Genomic DNA, 21,758 nt, shown 5'->3' on the forward strand with positions numbered 1-21,758 from the left:
GATTGCGCGAGAGCGACAGCCAGGGCCGCACGGCGCGCCGCGCGCGCCGCGCGCGACGGCGCGCAAACGCACGCCGCGCGGCCCTCGGCGCTCAGATCGCGCGCTTCTCGCGCAGCGCGGCGATCGCCTGCGCGTCGTAGCCGAGCGCGCCGAGCACCTCGTCCGTGTGCTCGCCGAGCGCCGGGCCGAGCCAGCGCGTTTCGCCCGGCGTGTCGGACAGCTTCGGCGTCACGCTCGGCAGCGGGATCTCCGCGCCGTCGGCGAGTTTGAAACGCTGGATCATCTGGCGCGCGACGAATTGAGGATCGGCGAACATGTCGGCGACGCTGTAGATGCGCGACGCCGGCACGTCGGCCGCGTTCAGCACCGCGAGCGCGTCGTCGATCGTGCGCCCGGCGAGCCATTCGGCGAGCGCCGCGTCGATCTCCTGCGTGCGCGGCACACGGCCGTCGTTGTGCGCGAGCGCCGGGTCGTCGGCGAGATCGTCGCGCCCGATCGCCTTCATCAGGCGCTTGAAGATCGGATCGCTGTTGCCGCCGATCACGACGCTGCCATCTCGGCACGGATACGTGTTCGACGGCACGATGCCAGGGAGCGACGCGCCCGTGCGCTCGCGCACGAGCCCGTAGACGCCGTACTCGGGCACGACGCTTTCCATCATGTTGAAGACGGCCTCGTACAGCGCGACGTCGACAACCTGTCCCGCGCCGCCGTTCGCGTTGCGATGATGCAGCGCCATCAGCGCGCCGATCACGCCGTGCAGCGCCGCGATCGAATCGCCGATCGAAATGCCGATGCGCGGCGGCGGCAGCTCGGGGTAGCCCGTGATGTGGCGCAGCCCGCCCATCGATTCGGCGATCGCGCCGAAGCCGGGACGGTCGCGGTACGGGCCCGTCTGCCCGTAGCCGGACAGGCGCACCATCACGAGGCCCGGATTGCCGGCCGACAGCACGTCGTAGCCGAGGCCGAGTTTCTCGAGCAAGCCGGGGCGGAAGTTCTCGACGACGATGTCGGCGTCGCGCGCCAAGCGGCGCACGATCTCCTTGCCCTCGTCGGACTTCAGGTTGATCGTCACCGATTTCTTGTTGCGCGCCTGCACCGCCCACCACAGCGACGTGCCGCCCGCCTCCGGATACAGCTTGCGCCACTTGCGCAGCGGATCGCCGCCGTTCGGATCTTCGATCTTGATGACTTGCGCGCCGAACTCGGCGAGCAGGCGCGCGGCGAACGGGCCGGCGATCAGCGTGCCGAGTTCGAGCACCTTGACGCCCGCGAGCGGGCCGGGGGTTGCGCTCATGTCGCTTCCTTGGATCGTTGAACGGAACGCGCGGCGCCAGCGGGCCGCGCGGCCGGCTAGAGCGTGCGCCGATCGAGCATCGCGCGGGCGATCGTGCCGGCGTCGACGTATTCGAGCTCGCCGCCCACCGGCACGCCGCGCGCGAGCCGCGTGACGGCAAGGCCACGTGCCTTCAGCGTCTGGCCGAGATAGTGCGCGGTCGCCTCGCCTTCGTTCGTGAAGTTCGTCGCGAGCACGACCTCCTTCACGACGCCGTCGGCCGCGCGGCGCACGAGCCGGTCGAAATGGATCTCCTTCGGCCCGATGCCGTCGAGCGGGCTCAGGCGCCCCATCAGCACGAAGTACAGCCCGCGATAGGTCATCGTCTGCTCCAGCATGATCTGGTCGGCGGGCGTCTCGACGACGCAGAGCAGCGCCGGATCGCGCTCGGGATCGCTGCAGACCTCGCAGATCGGCGCTTGCGTGAACGTGTTGCACTTCTCGCAATGCCGCAGATGCTCGGTCGCGAACAGCAGCGAGCGCCCGAGGCGCTCGGCCCCCTCCCGATCGTGCTGCATCAGGTGGTACGCGATGCGCTGCGCGGATTTCGGCCCGACGCCCGGCAGCGCGCGCAGCGCCTCGACGAGCTCGGACAGCGCGGACGGCGGCTTGATGCTCATGCGCTTGCGGCGTCGGCCGAACGGTTCATCGTCAGAACGGCAGCTTGAAGCCGGGCGGCAGCGGCAGGCCCGCCGTCATCCCGCTCATCTTCTCCTGCGACGTCGCCTCGGCCTTGCGCACGGCGTCGTTGAACGCCGCGGCGACGAGGTCCTCGAGCATGTCCTTGTCGTCGGCGAGCAGGCTCGGATCGATCGACACGCGGCGCACCTCGTTGCGGCAGGTCATCGTCACCTTGACGAGCCCCGCGCCCGACTGGCCTTCCACTTCGATGAGGGCCAGTTGCTCCTGCATCTTCTTCATGTTTTCCTGCATCTGCTGGGCCTGCTTCATCAGCCCGGCGAGTTGGCCTTTCATCATGGACTTGCTCCTTCGTAATCGATTGCGAACGGGCGCGATCTTAGCGCCCGCGCGTGAATAGGGAAACCGGGCGTGCGCGGCGTCCGGCTCGCGTCAATGCAGCGTCGGCGCGGCGCCGTCCGCGGCGCCCGTTTCCGGGCCGACGGGCCGAATCGAGCCTTCGACGATGCTCGCGCCGAATTCGCGCAGCAACTGCTGGACGAACGGATCGGCGCTCATCTCCTGCTCGGCCTCGCGCTGCCGCTTCGCGCGCTCGGCGGCGGCGATCGCCGCCGCGGTGCGGCGCGCCGGCCCGACCTCGACCGTGACGTCGATCGGCTTGCCGAGCGCATCCGCAAGCGCCGCCTTCAGCTTCGCGACCTGCGCGGCGTCCGCGTATTGCGGCACCGGCACGGCAAGCTTGAGCGCGCCGCCGCCGGCCGACGTCAGTTCGCTGTTGAACGCGAGCTGGTAAGCAACGCCCTTGAGCGGCAGGCTCGCCGCGAGCGTCGGCCATTCGCCGTCGTAGCCGATTGCGTCGAGCGGAATCGGCTCCGGCAACGGACGCGCGTCGACGGGCGGCGCGGGTGCCGGCTTCGGCGCGACGCGGACGTCGTCGGGGCCGCCGTCGAACACCGGGACGAAACCGTCGTCGGGCGGGATGAACCCGTCGTCCATCGACAACGGCACGTAATCGTCGGGCGGTATGTCCTCCCACGGCGGCGGCGCGTTGCGAGACCCGGATCTCGCTTCGGCGCGCGCGGCGCCGTCCGGCGGCGCATCGCCGGCCGACGCGCGGGCGCGCGGCGTCGGCACGGGCACCTGCACGCGCGGCGCGGACTTCGCGGCGGACGCCGTGGCCGGCGCGGCCGGGCGCGCGGCGTCTGCGCCGCGGCCACGATCGGACGACACGCGCATGCCCGCGTTGCGCAGCACGTCGAGCGCGGCGGCCGCGCCAGTCGCGCGCGGCGCGGGTGCGCCGGCAGCGGATGCGGGTGCCGGCGCTCGGGATTCTGCCGCGACGGGCGCGGGCGCTGCGGCGACTTCCTCAGTCGAGGCCTCGGTCGCTGCCTCAGTCGATGACGCGGCGACCGGCGTGGCTGACTCGGGTACGGCGGGCGCTGCGGACACGACGGCGGGCGTCGATTCGGACGACTCGGCCGCGCGCGGCGCGGATTCGGACGCAGCGTCCGACTGCGTGCCCGATGATGCGCTCAAGTCGGCGCGCGGCGCGCCGGCATGCGGCCGCGCGTCGCGCTCGTGCTCGCCGGGGTGTGCGTCGGCCGGCACGCGCGCGTTCTCGGACGCGTCTCCGCCCCGCTCGGCCGTCGCCGGCGCCGCTTGCGCGGGCGACGGCGTCTCGGCGCGCGTTGCCGCACGCGCGCCGGCCGCCCTTGACGTTTGCGCCGCCGCAGCAACTGCGGGCGCCGCCGCGCCGACGGCAGCCGTCGCGCGCGCGCCCGACTTCGGCGCGGCGCCGGCCGCCTGAGCGGGCAACCCGCCGCCCGGCGCGCCGCCGCCCGTCGTCGCCGGCTCGAACGCCAGCATTCGCAGCAGCGTCATCGTGAAGCCCGCGTATTCGTCGGGCGCGAGGCCGAGCTCGCCGCGCCCGAGCGTCGCGATCTGATAATAGAGCTGCACCTGCTCCGGGCTCAGCAGCTCGGCGAAGCGGCGCAGATCGGCCGCTTCCGGCCATTCGTCGAGCACCGACGCGGGCGCGAACTGCGCCCACGCGATCCGGTGCAGCAGGCTCGCGAGATCCTGCAGCGCGGCCGAGAACGACAGGCTGCGCAGCGCCATCTCGTCGGCGACGGCGAGAATCTGCGGACCGTCGGCGGCGGCGAGCGCGTCGAGTAGCCGCACCATGTAGGTCTGGTCGAGCGTGCCGAGCATGCCGGATACAGCGGTTTCGGTCACTTCGTTCGCCGAATACGCGATCGCCTGATCGGTCAGCGACAGCGCATCGCGCATGCTGCCCTGCGCCGCGCGCGCGAGAAGACGCAGCGCCTGCGGCTCGAACGCGATCCGCTCCTCGCCGAGAATCCGCTCGAGGTGCGACACGATGTGCCCGGACGGCATCTGCTTCAGATTGAACTGCAGGCAGCGCGACAGCACGGTGACGGGAATCTTTTGCGGGTCGGTCGTCGCGAGGATGAACTTGACGTGCGGCGGCGGCTCTTCGAGCGTTTTCAGCATCGCGTTGAACGCGTGGTTCGTCAGCATGTGCACTTCGTCGATCATGTAGACCTTGAAGCGCGCATCGACAGGCGCGTACACCGCGCGCTCGAGCAGCGCGGCCATTTCGTCGACGCCGCGATTGCTCGCCGCGTCCATTTCGACGTAGTCGACGAAGCGCCCTTCATCGATCTCGCGACACGCGCGGCACACGCCGCACGGCTGCGACGTGACGCCCGTCTCGCAATTGAGCGCCTTCGCGAAGATGCGCGACAGCGTCGTCTTGCCGACGCCGCGCGTGCCCGTGAATAAATAGGCGTGATGCAAACGCCCGCCGTCGAGCGCGTGCGTGAGCGCCCTGACGACGTGCTCCTGGCCGACGAGCGAAGCGAAATCCTTCGGACGCCACTTGCGTGCGAGAACTTGATAGGTCATCGGGAAATTGTATCAGCAACGCTGCGCCGCGCCGACAGGTTGAACGCCGCGAAGCACGCGCATATCGAGCCGATCAGGGAAGCGAAGAAAAAGGGAGAGAAAACGGAAGAACGCGAGCGGCGGAATGCGGGTGAAGCAAGCGGAAGGTGACGAGCCCGACCCTCGGCACTGGCGGAAAACGGCTGTGGCTGCTTCGTTCCCGACCTGACCAGGTTGACCGCCCCACCATGCGAGGAGGCCCGTCACGGCGCATTCTAGCATCGCTTGGCGCGCCGCGCGACCGTTATTCGCATACGAGACGACAAATCGCGCGGCGTCGCCCGCCCCTTGCAATTCGCGACGCCGCTCCCATTTGACACACACGCGGGACGCACTCGGGCGGCAAGCCCGAAACCGCATCACATCCCTGTTCGCATGACGACTACTATCGCCGTCAACAGCGGATAGCAATTTAGGCTAATATGACGCCCGAATGACCCGCGAGCCGCGGTACGCAGCGCTCACGCCCTTCTTTTCGCAAGAGCGGAGCTTCCTGCCCCGGCGACCGGCAAGGCCCATGGGCGGCCGGCGCAGGCAGTCCCCGAACCGAAAGAGGTATTGACCCAATGAGCGAACAGATCAAACACATCAGCGACGCATCGTTCGAGCAGGACGTCGTCAAGTCCGACAAGCCGGTCCTGCTGGACTTCTGGGCCGAGTGGTGCGGTCCGTGCAAGATGATCGCCCCGATCCTCGACGAAGTCGCGAAGGACTACGGCGACAGGCTGCAGATCGCGAAGATCAACGTCGACGACCACCAGGCGACGCCCGCGAAGTTCGGTGTGCGCGGCATCCCGACGCTGATCCTCTTCAAGAACGGCGCGGTCGCCGCGCAGAAGGTCGGCGCGCTGTCAAAGTCGCAGCTCACCGCGTTCCTGGACAGCCATCTCTAAATAGATGCGCCTCGGCACACGTGTTGTCAGCCGGCAACACGTGCGCCGTTAAATCCGCCGATCGGTCGCTCAAGCCCGAATCGGCCTATGCTAGAATTAAAAACGTCGATAAGACGCATTTAAGTCTCTGAGCGCTTCCGCTCGCCCTCCTCCCTATATCTTTCGTCGCATCTCCTCCCTGGCGGGATCTCCGTATGCATTTATCCGAGCTCAAGTCTCTGCACGTCTCCGAATTGATCGAAATGGCCAATGGCCTGGAGATCGAAAACGCGAACCGCCTGCGCAAGCAGGAGTTGATGTTCGCCATTCTCAAAAAGCGCGCCAAGACGGGAGAAACGATCTTCGGCGACGGCACGCTCGAAGTGCTGCCCGACGGCTTCGGCTTCCTGCGCTCGCCTGAAATGTCGTACCTCGCGAGCACGGATGACATCTATATCAGCCCGTCGCAGATCCGCCGCTTCAACCTGCACACCGGCGACACGATCGAAGGCGAAGTCCGCACGCCGAAGGACGGCGAGCGCTACTTCGCGCTCGTGAAGGTCGACAAAGTCAACGGGCAGCCGCCCGAGGCCTCGAAACACAAGATCATGTTCGAGAACCTCACGCCGCTGCACCCGAACAAGCCGCTGTGGCTCGAGCGCGAGATGCGCGGCGAGGAGAACGTGACGGGCCGCATCATCGACATGATCGCGCCGATCGGCAAGGGCCAGCGCGGCCTGCTCGTCGCGTCGCCGAAGTCCGGCAAGACCGTGATGCTCCAGCACATCGCGCACGCGATCAAGCAGAACCACCCGGACGTGATCCTGTTCGTACTGCTGATCGACGAGCGCCCCGAAGAAGTGACCGAAATGCAGCGCTCGGTGGCGGGCGAAGTGATCGCGTCGACGTTCGACGAACCGGCCACGCGCCACGTGCAGGTCGCCGAAATGGTGATCGAAAAGGCCAAGCGCCTCGTCGAGATGAAGCACGACGTCGTGATCCTGCTCGATTCGATCACCCGCCTCGCGCGCGCGTACAACACCGTGATCCCGGCGTCGGGCAAGGTGCTGACGGGCGGCGTCGACGCGAACGCGCTGCAGCGCCCGAAGCGCTTCTTCGGCGCGGCGCGCAACATCGAGGAAGGCGGCTCGCTCACGATCATCGGCACCGCGCTGATCGAAACCGGCAGCCGCATGGACGACGTGATCTACGAAGAGTTCAAGGGCACGGGCAACATGGAAGTGCACCTCGAGCGCCGTCTCGCGGAAAAGCGCGTGTATCCGTCGATCAACCTGAACAAGTCGGGCACGCGCCGCGAGGAAATGCTGATCAAGCCCGAGATCCTTCAGAAGATCTGGGTACTGCGCAAGTTCATCCATGACATGGACGAAGTCGAGGCGATGGAATTCCTGCTCGACAAGATCCGCCAGACGAAGAACAACGCCGAGTTCTTCGATCTGATGCGCCGCGGCGGCTGATTCCCGGCCGCACGCCCTGCAGCGCGAAAAACCGCCCGCTTCCCCGGGCGGTTTTTTTTATCGGCAAACTTGTACGTGAACGTACACGTTGATCTATAATCGCGGACATCGATCCTTCGTCATCCGGAGAATTCCGCGCCATGAGCGACGCCCCGCCCACCCTGCTTCTGACCGTGCGCGACGCCGCCGAGCGGCTCGGCGTGACGCCGCGCACGCTCAAGTACTACGAGGAGCGCGGGCTCGTCACGCCGTCGCGCAGCGAAGGCCGCTATCGGCTGTACGACGCCGCAGACCTCGAGCGCTTCGAGCGCATCCTGCGGCTGCGCGCGATCGGGTTCTCGCTGCACGGCATCACCGAGATGCTCAAGCGCCCGCTCGAGCCGGCGGGCGACGGACGGCGGCGCTATTCGGACGCGTCGCTGCGCGATATCCACGCGGATCTGTCGCAGCAGATCGCGACGCTCGATGCGCGCATCGCCGCCGCGCAGCGCGAACTGAAGGAAGTGCGCGCGCTGAAGAAGGAGCTGCAGCACGATATCGACTACGTCGAGCGCCGGCTCGCCGGCGAAAACCCCGACGAGCTGATCGCGCAGCGCCGCGCCGCCGCGCGCGGCGGCAAGACCCGCAAGACCCGCGAGATCCGCAAGACCGGCGGGCCCGGCGCATGAACGCGACGCCGGGCCGGCCGCCGCTATGGAACGCCGCCAATCTGCGCGGAGATTTCTTTCCGTGGGTGCTCGCGATCGTCACCGGCCTCGACTACTTCGACAACGCGACGTTCTCGTTCTTCGCAAGCTATATCGCGGGCGGCATCAACGCGTCGCCGGACGAGCTCGTGTGGGCGTCGAGCGCGTACGCGGTGACGGCCGTGCTCGGCATCCTGCAGCAGCAATGGTGGGTCGACCGGCTCGGGCACCGGCGCTACGTCGCCGGCTGCATGCTGATGTTCTCGCTCGGCGCGGCCGCCGCGGCGCTCGCCGACACGTCGCTGCAACTCGCGTTCGCGCGCGGCTTCCAGGGCTACTTCATCGGCCCGATGATGGGCGCGTGCCGGATCCTGATCCAGGTCAGCTTCGCGCCGAAGGATCGCCCGCCCGCGACGCGCGCATTCCTCATCATGCTGCTACTCGGCAGCGCGCTCGCGCCGATCGCGGGCGGCCTGCTCGTCGCGCATTTCACGTGGCGCGCGCTGTTCGCGTGCACGGTGCCGGCGGGCATCCTGTTCGCGGCGCTCGCGTTCGTCGCGCTGCCCGATTCCGGCCACACGCCGCCCGACGAGCGCGGCGGCGCGCACTTCTGGCCATATGTGATCTTCGCGCTCGCGCAGGGCGCGCTGCAGATCGTGATGCAGCAGGTGCGCTTCCAGCTCTTCGCCGGCTCGCCGCAGCTCGTGCTGCTCGCCGTCGGCGGCCTCGCGGCGCTTGCGTGGTTCGGCCATCACCAGTGGCATCATCCGGCGCCGCTCGTGCGGCTGCACGCGTTTCGCGAGCGCACGTTCCAGGTCGGCCTGCTGCTCTACATGTTCTATTACTACGAGACGACGGGCTACAGCTATCTGATCTCCCGCTTTCTCGAAACCGGGCTCGGCTATCCGGTCGAGAACTCGGGGCGGCTCGTCGGCACGATGTCGCTGATCTCCGCGAGCGCGCTTTTCGTCTATCTGCGCTACGCGAAGCGCCTCACGCACAAGAAATGGATCATCGTGCCCGGCTTCGCGCTCGCCGCGTTCGCCGCGCTGTGGATGACGCGGATGTCGCCCGATGCCGGCGAGGCGGCACTCGTCGCGCCGCTCCTGATGCGCGGGCTGCTGCTCCTCTTCATCGTGCTGCCCGTCGCGAACCTGACGTTCCGCGTGTTCGCGATCGATGAGTATTCGCACGGCTACCGGCTGAAGAACATCGTCCGGCAACTGACGATTTCGTTCGCGACCGCGTCCGTCATCATCGTCGAGCGGCATCGGCTCGCCGTGCACGAGACGCGGCTCGTCGAGCAGGCGAACGTCTACAATCCGCTGTTCCAGCAGACCGTCGACACACTCGCGCGCGGCTTTGCGGCCGCGGGCCACGCGCTCTCCGACGCGCATGCGCTCGCGCTCGTCACCGTGAGCCGCACGATCGCGCAACAGGCGTCGTTCCTTGCGTCGCTCGACGGCTTCTACTTCCTCGCGGGCGTCGCGATCTGCGGCGGCCTCTTCGCCGCCTGGCAAAAAGAGATCGATTGAGGTACGTTTAGCGCCTGTCGCTTCACGCCCTTTCCGCCTCGATGCTCTCCAAGCTCAACCAATGGCTCGACGCGCGCCGCCGCAATCGCGCACTGCGCTCGCATCCGATTCCCGACGCGCTGTGGCGCGAGACGCTCGAGCGCCTGCCGTTCCTGTCGTACCTGTCCGGCGAAGACCGCGCACGGCTGCGCGAAACGACGAGCCTCTTTCTCGCGCAGAAGTCGTTCTCGACCGCGCACGGGCTCGAGCTCACCGACGCGATCGTCGTCGGCATCGCCGCGCAGGCGTGCGTGCCCGTGCTGAACCTCGGCCTCGACCTGTATCGCGGCTGGGTCGGCATCGTCGTCTACCCGGGTGAATTCGTGATCCGCAAGACGGTCGAGGACGAGGACGGCGTCGTGCACGAGGTCGAGCACGACGCGAGCGGCGAAGCATGGGAAGGCGGGCCGGTGATCCTCTCGTGGGAGGACGTGCAGATGTCGGACGGCTCGGACGCGTACAACGTCGTGATCCACGAATTCGCGCACAAGATCGACATGATGAGCGGCGCGGCCGACGGTCATCCGCCCCTTTTTCGCCGCTGGCATGCGCCGGAGCTCGACGCCGAGCGCTGGGCCGACGTGTTCGACCATGCTTACGATCAGTTCTGCGACCGCGTCGACGCGGTGCCGGACCGCGCGTGGGCGCGCTTCGAGCGCGACTCGCTGATCGATCCGTACGCGGCCGACCACCCGTCGGAATTCTTCGCGGTCTGCAGCGAGGCGCTCTTCGTCAAGCCGCGCCCGTTCGAGGCCGAATTTCCGGAGCTGTACCGGCTGCTCGCCCGTTACTACCGGCAGGACCCGGCGCAAACGGGGTGTCTCTCGCGCCTCGTCGCGCACGTCTGACGAAAAATTCGCCAAGCGTCTGATTTTCTGGCATAATCGCGAGCTTTCGACCTTAGGCAAGTGGCTCGCGCCGGGCTTTCGCGCCACGATGCGCAAGCGGCGGGCTGGCTACCGCTCTCACACAGGAAAAACCATGAAACAAGGCATTCACCCGGATTATCGCGAAGTCGTCTTCCAAGACATGTCGAACGGCTTCAAGTTCATCACGCGCTCGACGATCCAGACGCGCGAAACCATCGAACTCGACGGCAAGACCTACCCGCTCGCGAAGGTCGAAGTGTCGTCGGAATCGCACTCGTTCTACACCGGCCAGCAAAAGATCATGGATACGGCGGGCCGTGTCGAGAAGTTCAAGAACAAGTTCGGCGCACGCGCCAGCGGCAAGGCCGCGAAGTAAGCTTCGCGCCCGCACGGCACCCGGCGTCGCGCCGGGCCGGTTCCCGCAAAAAAAGGCAGCTTGGGCTGCCTTTTTTTGTCCCTGCCGATCCCGCGTCGCCGCCGGGCGCCGCGCGGGCCTTCCGGTTCGCTGACGCGCGCCGCCCGGCGCGTCTACAATGCCGGATGCCCGAACCGCCCGCCGCTCGCGCGTCGGCATGCCGCTCATCCTCTTGCCCCCATCTGCATGAAGCCTGTCGTTCGCCTTACCGCTTCCGCCACCCGCGCGCTGCCGCGCTGGCTACTGCTCACGCTCTGCATCGTCTATGCGGCGTTCGGGCTGTTCGGCCGCGATCCGTGGAAGAACGAGGACGCGGCGGGCTTCGGCGTGATGTGGACGATGGCCCAGGGCGGCCTGCACGACTGGCTGCTGCCGAATCTCGTCGGCAAGTTCGTCACGTCCGACGGGCCGCTCGGCTACTGGCTCGGCAGCCTCGCGATCCGCGCGCTGCCGTGGGTCGACGCGAGCAACGCGTCGCGCGTCTACACGGGCGTGCTGTTCTGCGTCGCGTCCGCGTTCGTCTGGTACGCCGCCTACCTGCTCGGCCGGCGCGCCGAGATCCAGCCGTTCAAGTACGCGTTCGGCGGCGAGCCCGAGCCGCGCGACTACGGGCGCACGCTCGCCGACGGCGCGCTCCTCATCCTGCTCGCGTGCTTCGGCCTCGCCGAGCGCGGCCACGAGACGACGCCGCAACTCGCGCAGTTCGCGTGGATCGCGATGTTCGTCTACGGGCTCGTGCGCGTGATCGACAAGCCGGTGCAAGGCGCGCTCTGGTGGGGCCTCGCGCTCGGCCTCGTCGCGCTGTCGGGCAACCCGGTGCTCGTCGCCGCGCTCGCGGTCGGCACGCTCGCGCTCTATCTCGTCACGCCGGAGATCCGCTGCGTTCAGGTGCCGGCGATCGGGCTGCCGCTCGCCGTCGCCGTGTTCGCGATCTGGCCGCTCGCCGCGCACGTCGCGTTCCCCGACGACGCGAGCTGGTTCTTCAACCAATGGCTGCACGGCAGCCTCACGCGCTTCTCCGGCCCGCCGACGACGGTGCTCGCGTACGCGGCCAAGAACCTGCCGCTCTTCACGTGGCCCGCGTGGCCGCTCGCGATCTGGGCGTGGGTCAGTTGGGCGGGGCTGCGCCGCCGGCCGCACATCGCGATTCCGCTGTCGGTCGTCGTGCCGCTCCTCGTGCTCGTGATCCTGCAGAGCCAGCAAACGAACCGGATGTACATGCTGCTGCTGCCCGCCCTTGCCGTCGTCGCGACGTTCGCGCTGCCGACGCTCAAGCGCGGCGCGATCAACGCGATCGACTGGTTCGCGGTGCTGAGCTTCACGATCCTCGGCACGTTCGTGTGGCTCGTGTGGCTCGCATCGCTGACGGGCTTCCCGCACCCGCTCGCGCGCAACCTCGGGCGCCTCGTGCCGGGCTACGAGCCGCACTTCAAGGTGCTGTCGTTCGTCTGCGCGCTCGCGGCGACCGCATGCTGGCTGATGCTCGTGCGCTGGCGCATCTCGCGTCAGCCGAAGGTGCTGTGGCGCAGCGTCGTGCTGTCGAGCGCCGGCACGACGCTGATGTGGGTGCTGCTGATGACGCTGTGGCTGCCGATCGTCAATTACAGCCGGACCTATCGCGACGTCGCGCAGCAGATCGCCGCGCACCTGCCCTCCGACTACGAATGCATCTCGCCCGTGCGGCTCGGCGACGCGCAGATCGCGACGTTCGCGTATTTCGGCGACATGCATTTCTCGTTCACCGACGACTGCGACGTGATCCTGCGCCAGGATCGCGCGGACTTCGGCGAGCCGAGCTCGATCTCGCAATACGTGTGGCGTCTCGTGTGGGAAGGCCGCCGCGTCGCCGACCGCGACGAGCGCTTCCGCCTGTACGAGCGGATCGAGCGCCCGAAGACGCCCGTCAAGCGCCGCGCGCCCCGCAAAGCCCGCTGACCGATGTTCGGCGACATCCGCCGGATCGTCGTCAAGGTGCCGCTCAACGTCTGGTTCATTTTCGGCGGCCTCGGCATGCCGGCGCTCGGCGGCCACCAGATCGCCGGCAACGTCGGCGCGGTGCTGTACATGACGCCGCTGTCGATCGGCGTCGCGTCGTCGATGCTCGTCGCGCGCGCGCTCGGCGCAAAGCGCTTCGACGAGGCCCGCGCGCCCGGCCCGCCGCCGCGCCCATCGATTCGACGGCGGCGGCCGGTTCGGGCGCGGCGCGCCATCGTCAGTCTCCGAGGAACGCGTCGACCAGGCGGTTCACGTCGGCCGCCGCCTCCATCTGCACCATGTGGCCGCGCCCCGCCAGCACCTCGGCGCGCACGCCGTCCGGCAAACCGCGCGCATGATGCGCGGGGATCACCTGGTCCGCCTCGCCCCAGATCACGAGCGTGCGCGGCGCGAGCGACGCGATGCGCTCGCGGAACACGCGGCGCTGCGCGGCGCCGTCGAACGCCGCGCCGGCGATCTTGCGCAGCGCGGCGTCGACGCCCTCGAGCCGCTTGTACCGGACGAGGTCCTCGACGAGCTGCCGCGTGACGAGCGAGCCGTCGGCGAAGAGCTTCGTCAGGTGCGGTCTCAGCGTGTTGCGGCTCGTGGCGGCGACGAAGCCGTCGATGTAGTCGCGGTCGATCTCGCTGCCGAGCCCCGCGCTCGCGATCAGCGTGAGCGACGCAACGCGCGCGGGCGCGCGCTCGGCCGCCGTCATCGCGACCGCGCCGCCCATCGAATGGCCGACGAGATGCGCGCGCTCGACGCCGCGTGCATCGAGCAGCGCGAGCACCGCGTCCGCGAGCTCGTCGAGCCCGCCCGTCTCGACCGCCTTGCCCGACTCGCCGTGCCCCGGCAGATCGAGCGCCCACACCGGCCGGCGCGCGGCGAGCGCCGCGTGGTTGAAGAGCCAGTTGTTCAGGTCGCCGCCGAAGCCGTGGATCAGCACGGCGGGCGTGCCGCCGCCGTCGCCGAGCCGCAGGAAACGCAGCGTGCGCCCGCCGATCCGCGCCTTCTCCGGCTGCGGTCCCGCGTCGCCGTCCGCGGCGGCGTCCGGCACGAAATCGCGCTGGAACGCGGCGACGGCCGCATCGATGTCCGCATCGCTCGCGTCCTGCGCCGCGACGACGCCGAGCAGCGCGCCGACGGGCAGCGTCTCGCCCGCCTGCGCGAGCTGCCGGCGCAGCGTGCCGTCGAACGCGCATTCGACGCCCGACGAGATCTTGTCGGTCTCGACGTCGACAAGCTCGTCGCCTTTCGCGACCCGCTCGCCGATCGCCTTCAGCCAGCCGTTGACCTGCCCCTGCTCCATCGATAGCCCCCACTTGGGCATCGTGATCATGTGAATCGACATCGTGTCAGCTCCTCGTTTTCAGCACGGCTTGCGCAATCGCATCGGACGACGGGATGTACAGCTCCTCGAGCACACTCGCGAACGGCACCGGCGTGTGCGGCGCGGTGACGAGCTCGATCGGCGCCTGCAGCGATCTGAACGCGCGCTGCGCGATCAGCGCGGCGATGTCGGTCGCGATCGAGCAGCGCGGATTCGCCTCGTCGACGACGACGACGCGCCCGGTGCGCGCCGCGCTCTCGAGGATCGTCTCCTCGTCGAGCGGCGACGTCGTGCGCAGATCGATCACGTCGGCGTGCACGCCGTCCTTCGCGAGCTTGTCCGCCGCCTGCGCCGCGACGTGCACCATCCGCCCGTACGTGACGATCGTCGCGTCGTCGCCGTCGCGCACGACGCTCGCCTCGCCGAACGGAATCGCGTAGGACTCCTCCGGCACGTCGCCGTCGCGGCTGTACAGCAGCTTGTGCTCGCAGAAGATCACCGGATCGTCGTCGCGGATCGCCTGGATCAGCAGGCCCTTCGCGTCGTACGGCGTGGCCGGGCACACGACCTTCAGGCCGGGAATGTGCGTGAAGAGCGACGTGAGCATCTGCGAATGCTGCGCGGCCGCGCGCAGCCCCGCGCCCATCATCGTGCGAATCACGACGGGCGTGACCGCCTTGCCGCCGAACATGTAGCGGAACTTCGCCGCCTGGTTGAAGATCTGGTCGAAGCACACGCCCATGAAGTCGATGAACATCAGTTCCGCGACGGGCCGCATCCCGCACGCGGCCGCGCCGACCGCCGCGCCGATGAAGCCGCCCTCCGACAGCGGCGTGTCGAGCACGCGCCCCGGAAACTTGTGATAAAGCCCCTTCGTCACGCCGAGCACGCCGCCCCAGGCGTCGTCCTCGCCCGGCGCGCCCGCGCCGCCCGCGTTGTCCTCGCCCATCACGATCACGCTCGCGTCGCGCGCCATCTCCTGCGCGAGCGCTTCGTTGATCGCCTGCGAATAGCTGATTTTCCGTGCCATGTCTGTCTCCTGAGTGTTGTTCGATGTCGGCTCGCCGCGCATCGCGCGTTCACGGGTACGACACGTAGACGTCCGTGAGCAGATCGGCCGCGTCGGGCAGCGGCGCGGCCTTCGCTTGCGCGAGCGCGTCGTCGATCAGTTCCGCGACCGCCGCGTCGACCGCGCGCAGATCCTCGCGCGCGAGCGCTTCCGCGCGCACGACGCGCTCCTCGAAGCGCTTCAGGCAATCCTTCTCGTCGCGCAGCTTCTGCACTTCGCCCGGCGCGCGATAGGTCTGCGCGTCGCCCTCGAAGTGGCCGAAGTAGCGCGAGAACTTCACTTCGACGAGCGTCGGCCCGCCGCCGCCGCGCGCGCGCTCGACCGCCTCGCCGAGCGCCTCGTGCACCGCGAAGAAATCGAAGCCGTCGACGATCACGCCGGGCATCCCGAAGCCGTTCGCGCGATCGGCGATGTTGTCGGTCGCGACCGACCAGCTCGATGCGGTCGCCTCCGCGTAGCCGTTGTTCTCCGCGACGAAGATCGCGGGCAGCCGCCACACCGACGCGAGATTCATCGATTCGAAGATGACGCCCTGGTTCGACGCGCCGTCGCCGAAGAAGCACACGCCGACGCCGCCCGTGCCGCGCAGCTTCGCGGCGAGCGCCGCGCCGCAGACGAGCGGGCCGCCCGCGCCGACGATCCCGTTCGCGCCGAGCATCCCCTTCGCCAGATCGGCGATGTGCATCGAGCCGCCCTTGCCGCGGCACACGCCCGTCCTGCGGCCGTAGATCTCGGCCATCATGCCGTGCACGTCGACGCCCTTCGCGATGCAGTGGCCGTGGCCGCGGTGCGTCGTCGCGACGTAGTCGACGTCGTTCAGATGAAGCATCGCGCCAACCGCGGACGCCTCCTCGCCCGCATACAGATGCACGAAGCCGGGTATCTCGCCCGTCGCGAACTCGACGTGCAGGCGCTCTTCGAATTCGCGAATCGTGCGCATCAGGCGATACGCGTGCAGCAGCCGATCGCTGCCGAGCTGATTCGAAACGGACATGTCTGTCTCCTGGATGGGTTATCGTTGAAGCCGCGCCGCGGCCTGTGCCGCGAGGCGGCGGGACGACGGCTCGCGCCGTCGCGGCGCGCCGTCGCAAAATCGAGCGGCGCCGAATGCGCGGGCCTCGACGCGCTCAATGAAACGTGAAGCCGCCGTCGACGTTCACCGCCTGCCCGGTCACGTTGTCCATCGTCGCGAAGAACACCGCGAGCCGGCCCATGTCCTCGGGCGTCTGCGCGCGGCCCTGCGGAATCAGCGTCAATTGATGGCGCTGCCACGACTCCTCGACCGTCTCGCCCGCCTGCTTCCATTCGTCGGACAGCCGCTCCCACATGTACGTGCGCACGATGCCGGGGCAGATCGCGTTGACGGTCACGCCGTCGCGCGCGAGCTCCTTCGCGAGCGCATTCGTGAAGCCGACAACCGCGAACTTCGATGCGCTGTAGTGCGCGAGATTCGCAAAGCCCTCCTTGCCCGCGATCGACGCGACGTTGATGATCCGGCCGCGCCCTTGCGCCTTCAGATGCGGCAGCGCCGCGCGGCAGCCGAGGAACGTGCCCTTCGCGTTGACGTCCATCACGAAATCCCAGTCGCGCTCGGTGAGCTCGGCGACGGGCCGGATGCCGATCACGCCCGCGCAGTTGACGACGATGTCGAGCCCGCCGAGCGCGTCGAGCGCATGCGCGATCATCGCGTCGACCTGCGCCTGCTGCGTCACGTCGACCTCGAGCGCCACCGCGCGCCGGCCGAGCGCGCGCACGTCGCGCGCGGTGGCGTCGAGCGCGTCGGCGAGCAGATCGGCGAGCAGGATGTCCGCGCCGGCCGCGGCGAGCGCGAGCGCGATGCCGCGGCCGATGCCGCGCGCGCCGCCCGTGACCACGGCGACCTGTCCTTCCAGTGGTGTCGTCATGCTTCTTGTCTCCTTCTCGGTTGGAATGGTGGATGCGCCGCTCAGTCGGCGGCGGGATACGGAAATGCGTCGCCGGGATAGGCGTCGCCGAGCGCGCGATGCGACGCCGCATGGCGCAGCGTGCGCTCGACGTCGACCGTGAGCGGGCCGCGCCAGTCGAGCGCGATCTCGTAGCGCTCGCCGCGCGCGACTTCGATTTCGCGTTCGCCGTCGAACGCGAGCGTGCCTTGCTCGAGTTCGATCGGCGTCCACGCGTTCGCGTCGAGCCGCTCGCAGCCGCGCATCACGACGCGCTCGATCCGGCCTGGCGCGATCGGCGCGACGAGCGGCGTGCCGCCGCGCTCGCCGGGGCGCGCGAAGCGCATCGCGAGCCCGTGCGGCGCGCGCCGCTCGATCGGCGCCCACGCGCCGCCCAACGCGGACAGGCCGATGCCGTGCGGCTGCGCGAACGTCAGGTACAGCGCGTCGATGTCCTCCGGCGCCGAGATCGCGCGCGCGCCGATGAAGCGCTGCCGCGCCGCGCACACGTCGACGAGCGCGATCTCCTCGCGGCCGCGGTCCGGCCCCGCGACGCAGCGCACGACGAGCCGCTTGTTGCGCGCGAGCGCGACGTCGGGCGGCACCGCGCCCGTCGCGACGAGCGCGCCCGCGAGCCCCGCGACGGTCGCCTCGCGCAGATCGGGAAACGCGTTGTTCGTGCCGGTCGACAGCGTGAGCAGCGGCGTGTCGCCGCAATGCGCGGCCACCGCGCGATGCGTGCCGTCGCCGCCCAGCACCGCGATCAGCGCGACTTCGGCGCGGCGCATGTAGGCGGCGCCCGCATGCGTGTCCGCGACGCTGTCGGTGATCGGCAGATCGACGAATTCGACGGCGGGCCAGCGCGTGCGCCGCTCGACGGCCGCGTGCGTGTCGAGCGCGCGCAGGATCAGCGTCGCGATGCCCGTCTTGTCGCGCAGCGCGAGCACGCGCTCGACGCCGAGCGCGCCGAGGCCCGCGAACAGGCGCACGACCATGTTCGCCTTCTCGGCGGTCGGAAAAACCGACGCGTGCGTCGTGAGACGACGGATGTCGCGCCCCGACGCGGGGTTCGCGATCACGCCGACGGTAACGGGCGAGGTCACGGGCTTGTCTCCTGTTCGCAGCGTCAAGCGCGAACTGTTTTTCATCGGCGGTGCGGACGCACCGTGCTTGCCCGTGATCTCTGCAAGCGGCATGCCACATTGCGCAGCAGACCTGACGATCGGCGCGAGCGCGCCGCCGCGCGCGGCGGCGCGGCCGATCTGGCGATGCGCGGCGATGCGCGCGCCGGGGGCGACTCGTGCGACGCGTCTCGCCTCCACGTCCCTGCGACCGCTGCGACGCCTCGCCTCGACTGCCGCGCGCGGCCCGCCGCGCGGGCATCGGCGCGCGTCTCACGCGCGTGAGACGCGCGCTGAGACAATTGTCTCAACCGTTTGCCGTGCTGCAATGCAGGGTGATCGCGCGAACCGGATGTGCTACAAAACGTCGACATCCCTGCCGCGAAGAGTCAGCCGATCATGCCTTACGCCGCTTCCCAGACCCGGCACGCGGACCGCGTGCGCGGCGCGCTCGAAGGCCGCCTGCCCGCGCCCGCCGATTCGCCGCGCCTCGCGTCGTCCTGGCAGCGCTCGTTCGAGCGCTACCGGCTCGACCCCGCGTCGACGATCGGCCCGCGCGTGCTGACCGCGGCGGAATTGCGCGAAGTGCGCGACAGGGAGGAGGCGTTCCTGCGCGCGTCCGGCCAGTGCCTGACGCGGCTGCACGAGATGATCCGCGTCGCCGACTACTGCGTGATGCTGACGGATGCGCACGGCGTAACGATCGACTACCGGATCGACCGCGAGCGGCGCGGCGACTTTCGCCACGCGGGGCTGCACATCGGCTCGTGCTGGTCCGAGAGCGAGGAAGGCACGTGCGGCGTCGCGAACGTGCTCGCCGATCTCGCGCCGATCACCGTGCACAAGACCGATCATTTCCGCGCGGCGTTCACGACGCTCACCTGCAGCGCGGCGCCCATCTTCGCGCCGACGGGCGAGCTGATCGGCGTGCTCGACGCGTCCGCCGTGCAGTCGCCCGACAACCGTGACAGCCAGCGGCTCGTCTTCCAGCTCGTGCGGCAGAGCGCGACGCTGATCGAGAACGGCTACTTCCTGCATCGCACCGCGCAGCACTGGGTGCTGTTCGGACATCCGAGCCGCCATTTCGTCGAAGCGCAGCCGGAATGGCTGATCGCGTTCGACGAATGCGGCAACGTCGTCGCCGCGAATCGTCCGGCGCGCGACGCGCTGCCCGAGCTCGCCCATCCGCGCCACATCGACGAGATCTTCGACACGGTCGATCTGCCGTTGCGCGACGCGGGCCGCATCGATGCAGTCGTCGCGCTGCGGCTGCGCGCCACCGGCGCGACGCTGCACGCGCGCATCCGCGCGCCGCTCGCGCACGCGCCGCGCGACGCGGGCCGCGCGGCGCACCGCGCATCCGATGCCGCCGCGCGCAGCGTCGGCGCGCTGACGCCGTTCCTGCGCAGCGCGGACCCGCGCATCGCGCGCCACGCGGAAGTCGCGCTGCGCGTCGCGAGCAGACGGCTGCCGATTCTCGTGCTCGGCGAGACGGGCGTGGGCAAGGAAGTGTTCGCGCGCGCGGTGCACGATGCGGGCGCGCGCCGCGCGCGGCCGTTCGTCGCCGTCAACTGCGGCGCGCTGCCCGAGGCGCTGATCGAAAGCGAGCTGTTCGGCTATGCGGCGGGCGCGTTCACCGGTGCGCGCCGCCAGGGCGCGCGCGGCAAGATCGCGCTCGCCGACGGCGGCACGCTGTTCCTCGACGAGATCGGCGACATGCCGCTCGCGCTGCAGACGCGCCTGCTGCGCGTGCTCGCGGATCGCGAAGTCGTGCCGCTCGGCAGCGACGCGCCGGTACGCGTCGACATCGACGTCATCTGCGCCACGCACCGCGATCTCGCGCGGATGGTCGCCGACGGCGGCTTTCGGGAAGATCTGTACTACCGGCTGAGCGGCGCGGTGTTCGAGCTGCCGCCGCTGCGCGAGCGCGCGGACATTCGCGAGATCGTCGATGCGGTGTTCGGCGAGGAAGCGCAGGCGGCAGGCCACGTGCTGACGCTCGACGCCGCGCTCGTCGAGCGGCTCCGCGCGTTCGCGTGGCCTGGCAACATCCGCCAGTTGCGCCACGCGCTGCGCTATGCGTGCGCGGTGTGCGACTCGGCGCGCGTCGAGCTGCGCCATCTGCCCGGCGGGCTCGCCGCGCAACTGGGCGACGCGGCGCCCGCGAACGCCGCGCGCGCCGCGCACGGCGGCGCGGCCAGTGCAACCGGCGCAACCGACGAGCGCAGCCGCATCGTCGCCGCGCTCACCGCGCATCGCTGGCGGCCCGACGCGGCTGCGCGCGCACTCGGCATCTCGCGCGCGACGCTCTACCGGCGCATCGCGAAATACCGCATCGTCGCGCCGCATCGCGTGTGAGCGCGCCGCCCGCGCGCGAAGCCGCCGCACGCGACGGCTTCGTCACGCATGCGCGGCGTCGCGCTGCTCGAACACGTCGCGCGCGGCGAAGAGCGCATTGAGCGCGGCCGGAAAGCCCGCGTACAAGGCCATCTGCATGAACACCTCGACGATCTCGTCACGCGTGCAGCCGACGTTCAGCGCCGCCTCGATATGCACCTTCAGTTGCGGCTGCGCGTGGCCGAGCGTCGCGAGCGACGCGATCGTCGCGATCTCGCGCGACTTCAGGTCGAGCTGCGGCCGGCTGTAGATGTCGCCGAAACCGAACTCGACGAGCAGCCGCCCGAAGTCCGGCGCGATCGGCGCAAGCGCCGCGACGACGCGCTCGCCGACTTCGCCGTCGATTTCCTTCAGCGTGTTCCAGCCGCGCGCGTAGCGGTCTTCTGCGATTCGTGGTTCCATCGTTCGTCCTTGTCCGGTTGAGGTTGAGTCGTCTGCCCTGTCTGTCGAATCGCGTCGCGCTCGGCCCGCTCGTAATACGCGATCTTATCGACGATCGCGTCGAGGTTCGTCTGCAGCGCGTCGATCTGCGCACGCACCGCGTCGCGATGCGCGGCGAGGAGCGCGCGCCGCTCGCCGAACGTCGCATCGCCTTGCGCGCGCAGCTCGGCGAACGCCTGCATCCCGGCGATCGGCATCCCGGTCGCCTTCAGCCGCATCACGAAACGCAGCCAGTCGAGATCGGCGGGCGCGTACAGCCGGTGCCCCGCCGGCGTGCGCGAGATCGACCTCAGCAGACCGGCCTGCTCGTAATAGCGCAGCGTGTGCGTCGACACGCCGACGAGCGCGGCCACCTGGCCGATCGTCAAGGCGCGCGGGGACGTTGGCTTCGATGCGTTCGACATGACGTTCTCAAGGTTAGGACTTAGAGTGCACTCTAAGTCAAGCGCCGCGCGATGGCCAGCGTCCGGGCGGCCTGCGTCGCCGCTTCGCGCCGTCGCCCGGCCCGTTTTTCCGTCAAAGATGGTCAAAACCCGCCCGCACGCGACGCGGCAGCCTTTACAGTGTCGCCGTCGATGCGCAACACTGCCCCCGCTGTCTTAAAAAGGGCACGCATTTGTCCTATGCTTGAACGCGACGCCCAGCTCGCGCCGCGCGCCGGCGTT

19 protein-coding genes, 1 other RNA gene and 1 pseudogene are annotated in these 21,758 nt (G+C 69.4%); 9 read left to right on the top strand and 12 right to left on the bottom strand.

Annotated features, from left to right (window positions below):
* Positions 1–91: 91 nt before the first annotated feature.
* The 5 genes from WT16_RS00555 to ffs all read right to left on the bottom strand — a co-directional run bounded on the left by WT16_RS00555 (position 92) and on the right by ffs (position 5,147).
* Positions 92–1,297 carry a CoA transferase gene (locus WT16_RS00555; protein WP_063532501.1) on the bottom strand — a complete coding sequence of 402 codons (1,206 nt, stop codon included), beginning with the start codon at positions 1,295–1,297 and terminating at the stop codon, positions 92–94.
* Positions 1,298–1,353: 56 nt separating this feature from the next.
* Positions 1,354–1,956, bottom strand: a complete 603-nt coding sequence (gene recR, locus WT16_RS00560; protein WP_082874651.1) for a recombination mediator RecR — start codon at positions 1,954–1,956, stop codon at positions 1,354–1,356.
* Positions 1,957–1,987: 31 nt separating this feature from the next.
* On the bottom strand, positions 1,988–2,314 hold the full coding sequence (locus WT16_RS00565; RefSeq protein ID WP_006026979.1) for a YbaB/EbfC family nucleoid-associated protein: 327 nt from the start codon (positions 2,312–2,314) through the stop codon (positions 1,988–1,990).
* A 93-nt stretch (positions 2,315–2,407) separates the two neighbouring features.
* Positions 2,408–4,903 (bottom strand): DNA polymerase III subunit gamma/tau, encoded by a 2,496-nt coding sequence (locus tag WT16_RS00570; RefSeq protein WP_063532502.1) that lies wholly within the window; start codon positions 4,901–4,903, stop codon positions 2,408–2,410.
* 145 nt (positions 4,904–5,048) lie between these two features.
* Positions 5,049–5,147, bottom strand: an RNA gene (ffs, locus tag WT16_RS00575) — signal recognition particle sRNA small type.
* Positions 5,148–5,508: 361 nt separating this feature from the next.
* Here ffs and trxA point away from each other — a divergent pair.
* From trxA to WT16_RS29745, 8 genes and pseudogenes are all read left to right on the top strand, one after another.
* Positions 5,509–5,835 carry a thioredoxin TrxA gene (gene trxA, locus WT16_RS00580; RefSeq protein WP_006026981.1) on the top strand — a complete coding sequence of 109 codons (327 nt, stop codon included), beginning with the start codon at positions 5,509–5,511 and terminating at the stop codon, positions 5,833–5,835.
* A gap of 194 nt (positions 5,836–6,029) precedes the next feature.
* Positions 6,030–7,292: a transcription termination factor Rho gene (gene rho, locus WT16_RS00590; RefSeq protein WP_009890788.1), complete on the top strand. Its 1,263-nt coding sequence runs from the start codon at positions 6,030–6,032 to the stop codon at positions 7,290–7,292.
* Positions 7,293–7,432: 140 nt separating this feature from the next.
* Entirely contained in the window at positions 7,433–7,960 is a 528-nt protein-coding gene (locus WT16_RS00595) for a MerR family transcriptional regulator (RefSeq protein WP_006026983.1), read from the top strand.
* On the top strand, positions 7,957–9,513 hold the full coding sequence (locus WT16_RS00600; protein ID WP_063532503.1) for an MFS transporter: 1,557 nt from the start codon (positions 7,957–7,959) through the stop codon (positions 9,511–9,513). The genes WT16_RS00595 and WT16_RS00600 overlap by 4 nt, the downstream gene beginning before the upstream one ends.
* 41 nt (positions 9,514–9,554) lie before the next feature.
* A complete protein-coding gene (locus WT16_RS00605; RefSeq protein WP_063532504.1) occupies positions 9,555–10,400 on the top strand; it encodes a M90 family metallopeptidase in 846 nt (281 codons plus the stop codon).
* 133 nt (positions 10,401–10,533) lie between these two features.
* Positions 10,534–10,797, top strand: coding sequence for a type B 50S ribosomal protein L31 (locus WT16_RS00610; RefSeq protein WP_006026986.1), 264 nt, complete (start codon positions 10,534–10,536; stop codon positions 10,795–10,797).
* Between the two features lie 225 nt (positions 10,798–11,022).
* Positions 11,023–12,771 (top strand): hypothetical protein, encoded by a 1,749-nt coding sequence (locus WT16_RS00615; protein ID WP_059934658.1) that lies wholly within the window; start codon positions 11,023–11,025, stop codon positions 12,769–12,771.
* Between the two features lie 24 nt (positions 12,772–12,795).
* Positions 12,796–12,990: pseudogene (locus WT16_RS29745) on the top strand (MATE family efflux transporter); the annotation flags it as partial.
* Positions 12,991–13,048: 58 nt separating this feature from the next.
* Here the strand turns inward: WT16_RS29745 and WT16_RS00620 are convergent.
* From WT16_RS00620 to WT16_RS00640, 5 genes are all read right to left on the bottom strand, one after another.
* Positions 13,049–14,164 carry an acetoin dehydrogenase dihydrolipoyllysine-residue acetyltransferase subunit gene (locus WT16_RS00620; RefSeq protein ID WP_063532505.1) on the bottom strand — a complete coding sequence of 372 codons (1,116 nt, stop codon included), beginning with the start codon at positions 14,162–14,164 and terminating at the stop codon, positions 13,049–13,051.
* 4 nt (positions 14,165–14,168) lie between these two features.
* Entirely contained in the window at positions 14,169–15,173 is a 1,005-nt protein-coding gene (locus WT16_RS00625) for an alpha-ketoacid dehydrogenase subunit beta (protein ID WP_009916694.1), read from the bottom strand.
* 49 nt (positions 15,174–15,222) lie between these two features.
* Positions 15,223–16,206, bottom strand: a complete 984-nt coding sequence (locus WT16_RS00630; protein WP_006026991.1) for a thiamine pyrophosphate-dependent dehydrogenase E1 component subunit alpha — start codon at positions 16,204–16,206, stop codon at positions 15,223–15,225.
* A 133-nt stretch (positions 16,207–16,339) separates the two neighbouring features.
* Entirely contained in the window at positions 16,340–17,116 is a 777-nt protein-coding gene (locus WT16_RS00635) for an SDR family NAD(P)-dependent oxidoreductase (protein ID WP_063532506.1), read from the bottom strand.
* 41 nt (positions 17,117–17,157) lie between these two features.
* Positions 17,158–18,237 (bottom strand): NAD(+)/NADH kinase, encoded by a 1,080-nt coding sequence (locus WT16_RS00640; RefSeq protein ID WP_015601388.1) that lies wholly within the window; start codon positions 18,235–18,237, stop codon positions 17,158–17,160.
* A gap of 417 nt (positions 18,238–18,654) precedes the next feature.
* Between WT16_RS00640 and WT16_RS00645 the strand changes: the two genes are divergently transcribed.
* Positions 18,655–20,613 carry a sigma-54-dependent Fis family transcriptional regulator gene (locus WT16_RS00645; protein ID WP_063532557.1) on the top strand — a complete coding sequence of 653 codons (1,959 nt, stop codon included), beginning with the start codon at positions 18,655–18,657 and terminating at the stop codon, positions 20,611–20,613.
* Between the two features lie 42 nt (positions 20,614–20,655).
* Here the strand turns inward: WT16_RS00645 and WT16_RS00650 are convergent, their stop codons facing one another.
* On the bottom strand, positions 20,656–21,054 hold the full coding sequence (locus WT16_RS00650; protein WP_009912093.1) for a carboxymuconolactone decarboxylase family protein: 399 nt from the start codon (positions 21,052–21,054) through the stop codon (positions 20,656–20,658).
* The gene (locus WT16_RS00655) at positions 21,003–21,497 is read right to left on the bottom strand and encodes a MerR family transcriptional regulator (RefSeq protein WP_015602183.1); all 495 of its coding nucleotides are present in this window, start codon (positions 21,495–21,497) and stop codon (positions 21,003–21,005) included. Before WT16_RS00655 ends, WT16_RS00650 begins: the two co-directional genes overlap by 52 nt.
* Positions 21,498–21,758 lie beyond the last annotated feature (261 nt).

This window comes from Burkholderia sp. MSMB1589WGS (assembly GCF_001636105.1).
In the GTDB taxonomy this organism is placed as follows: domain Bacteria; phylum Pseudomonadota; class Gammaproteobacteria; order Burkholderiales; family Burkholderiaceae; genus Burkholderia; species Burkholderia humptydooensis.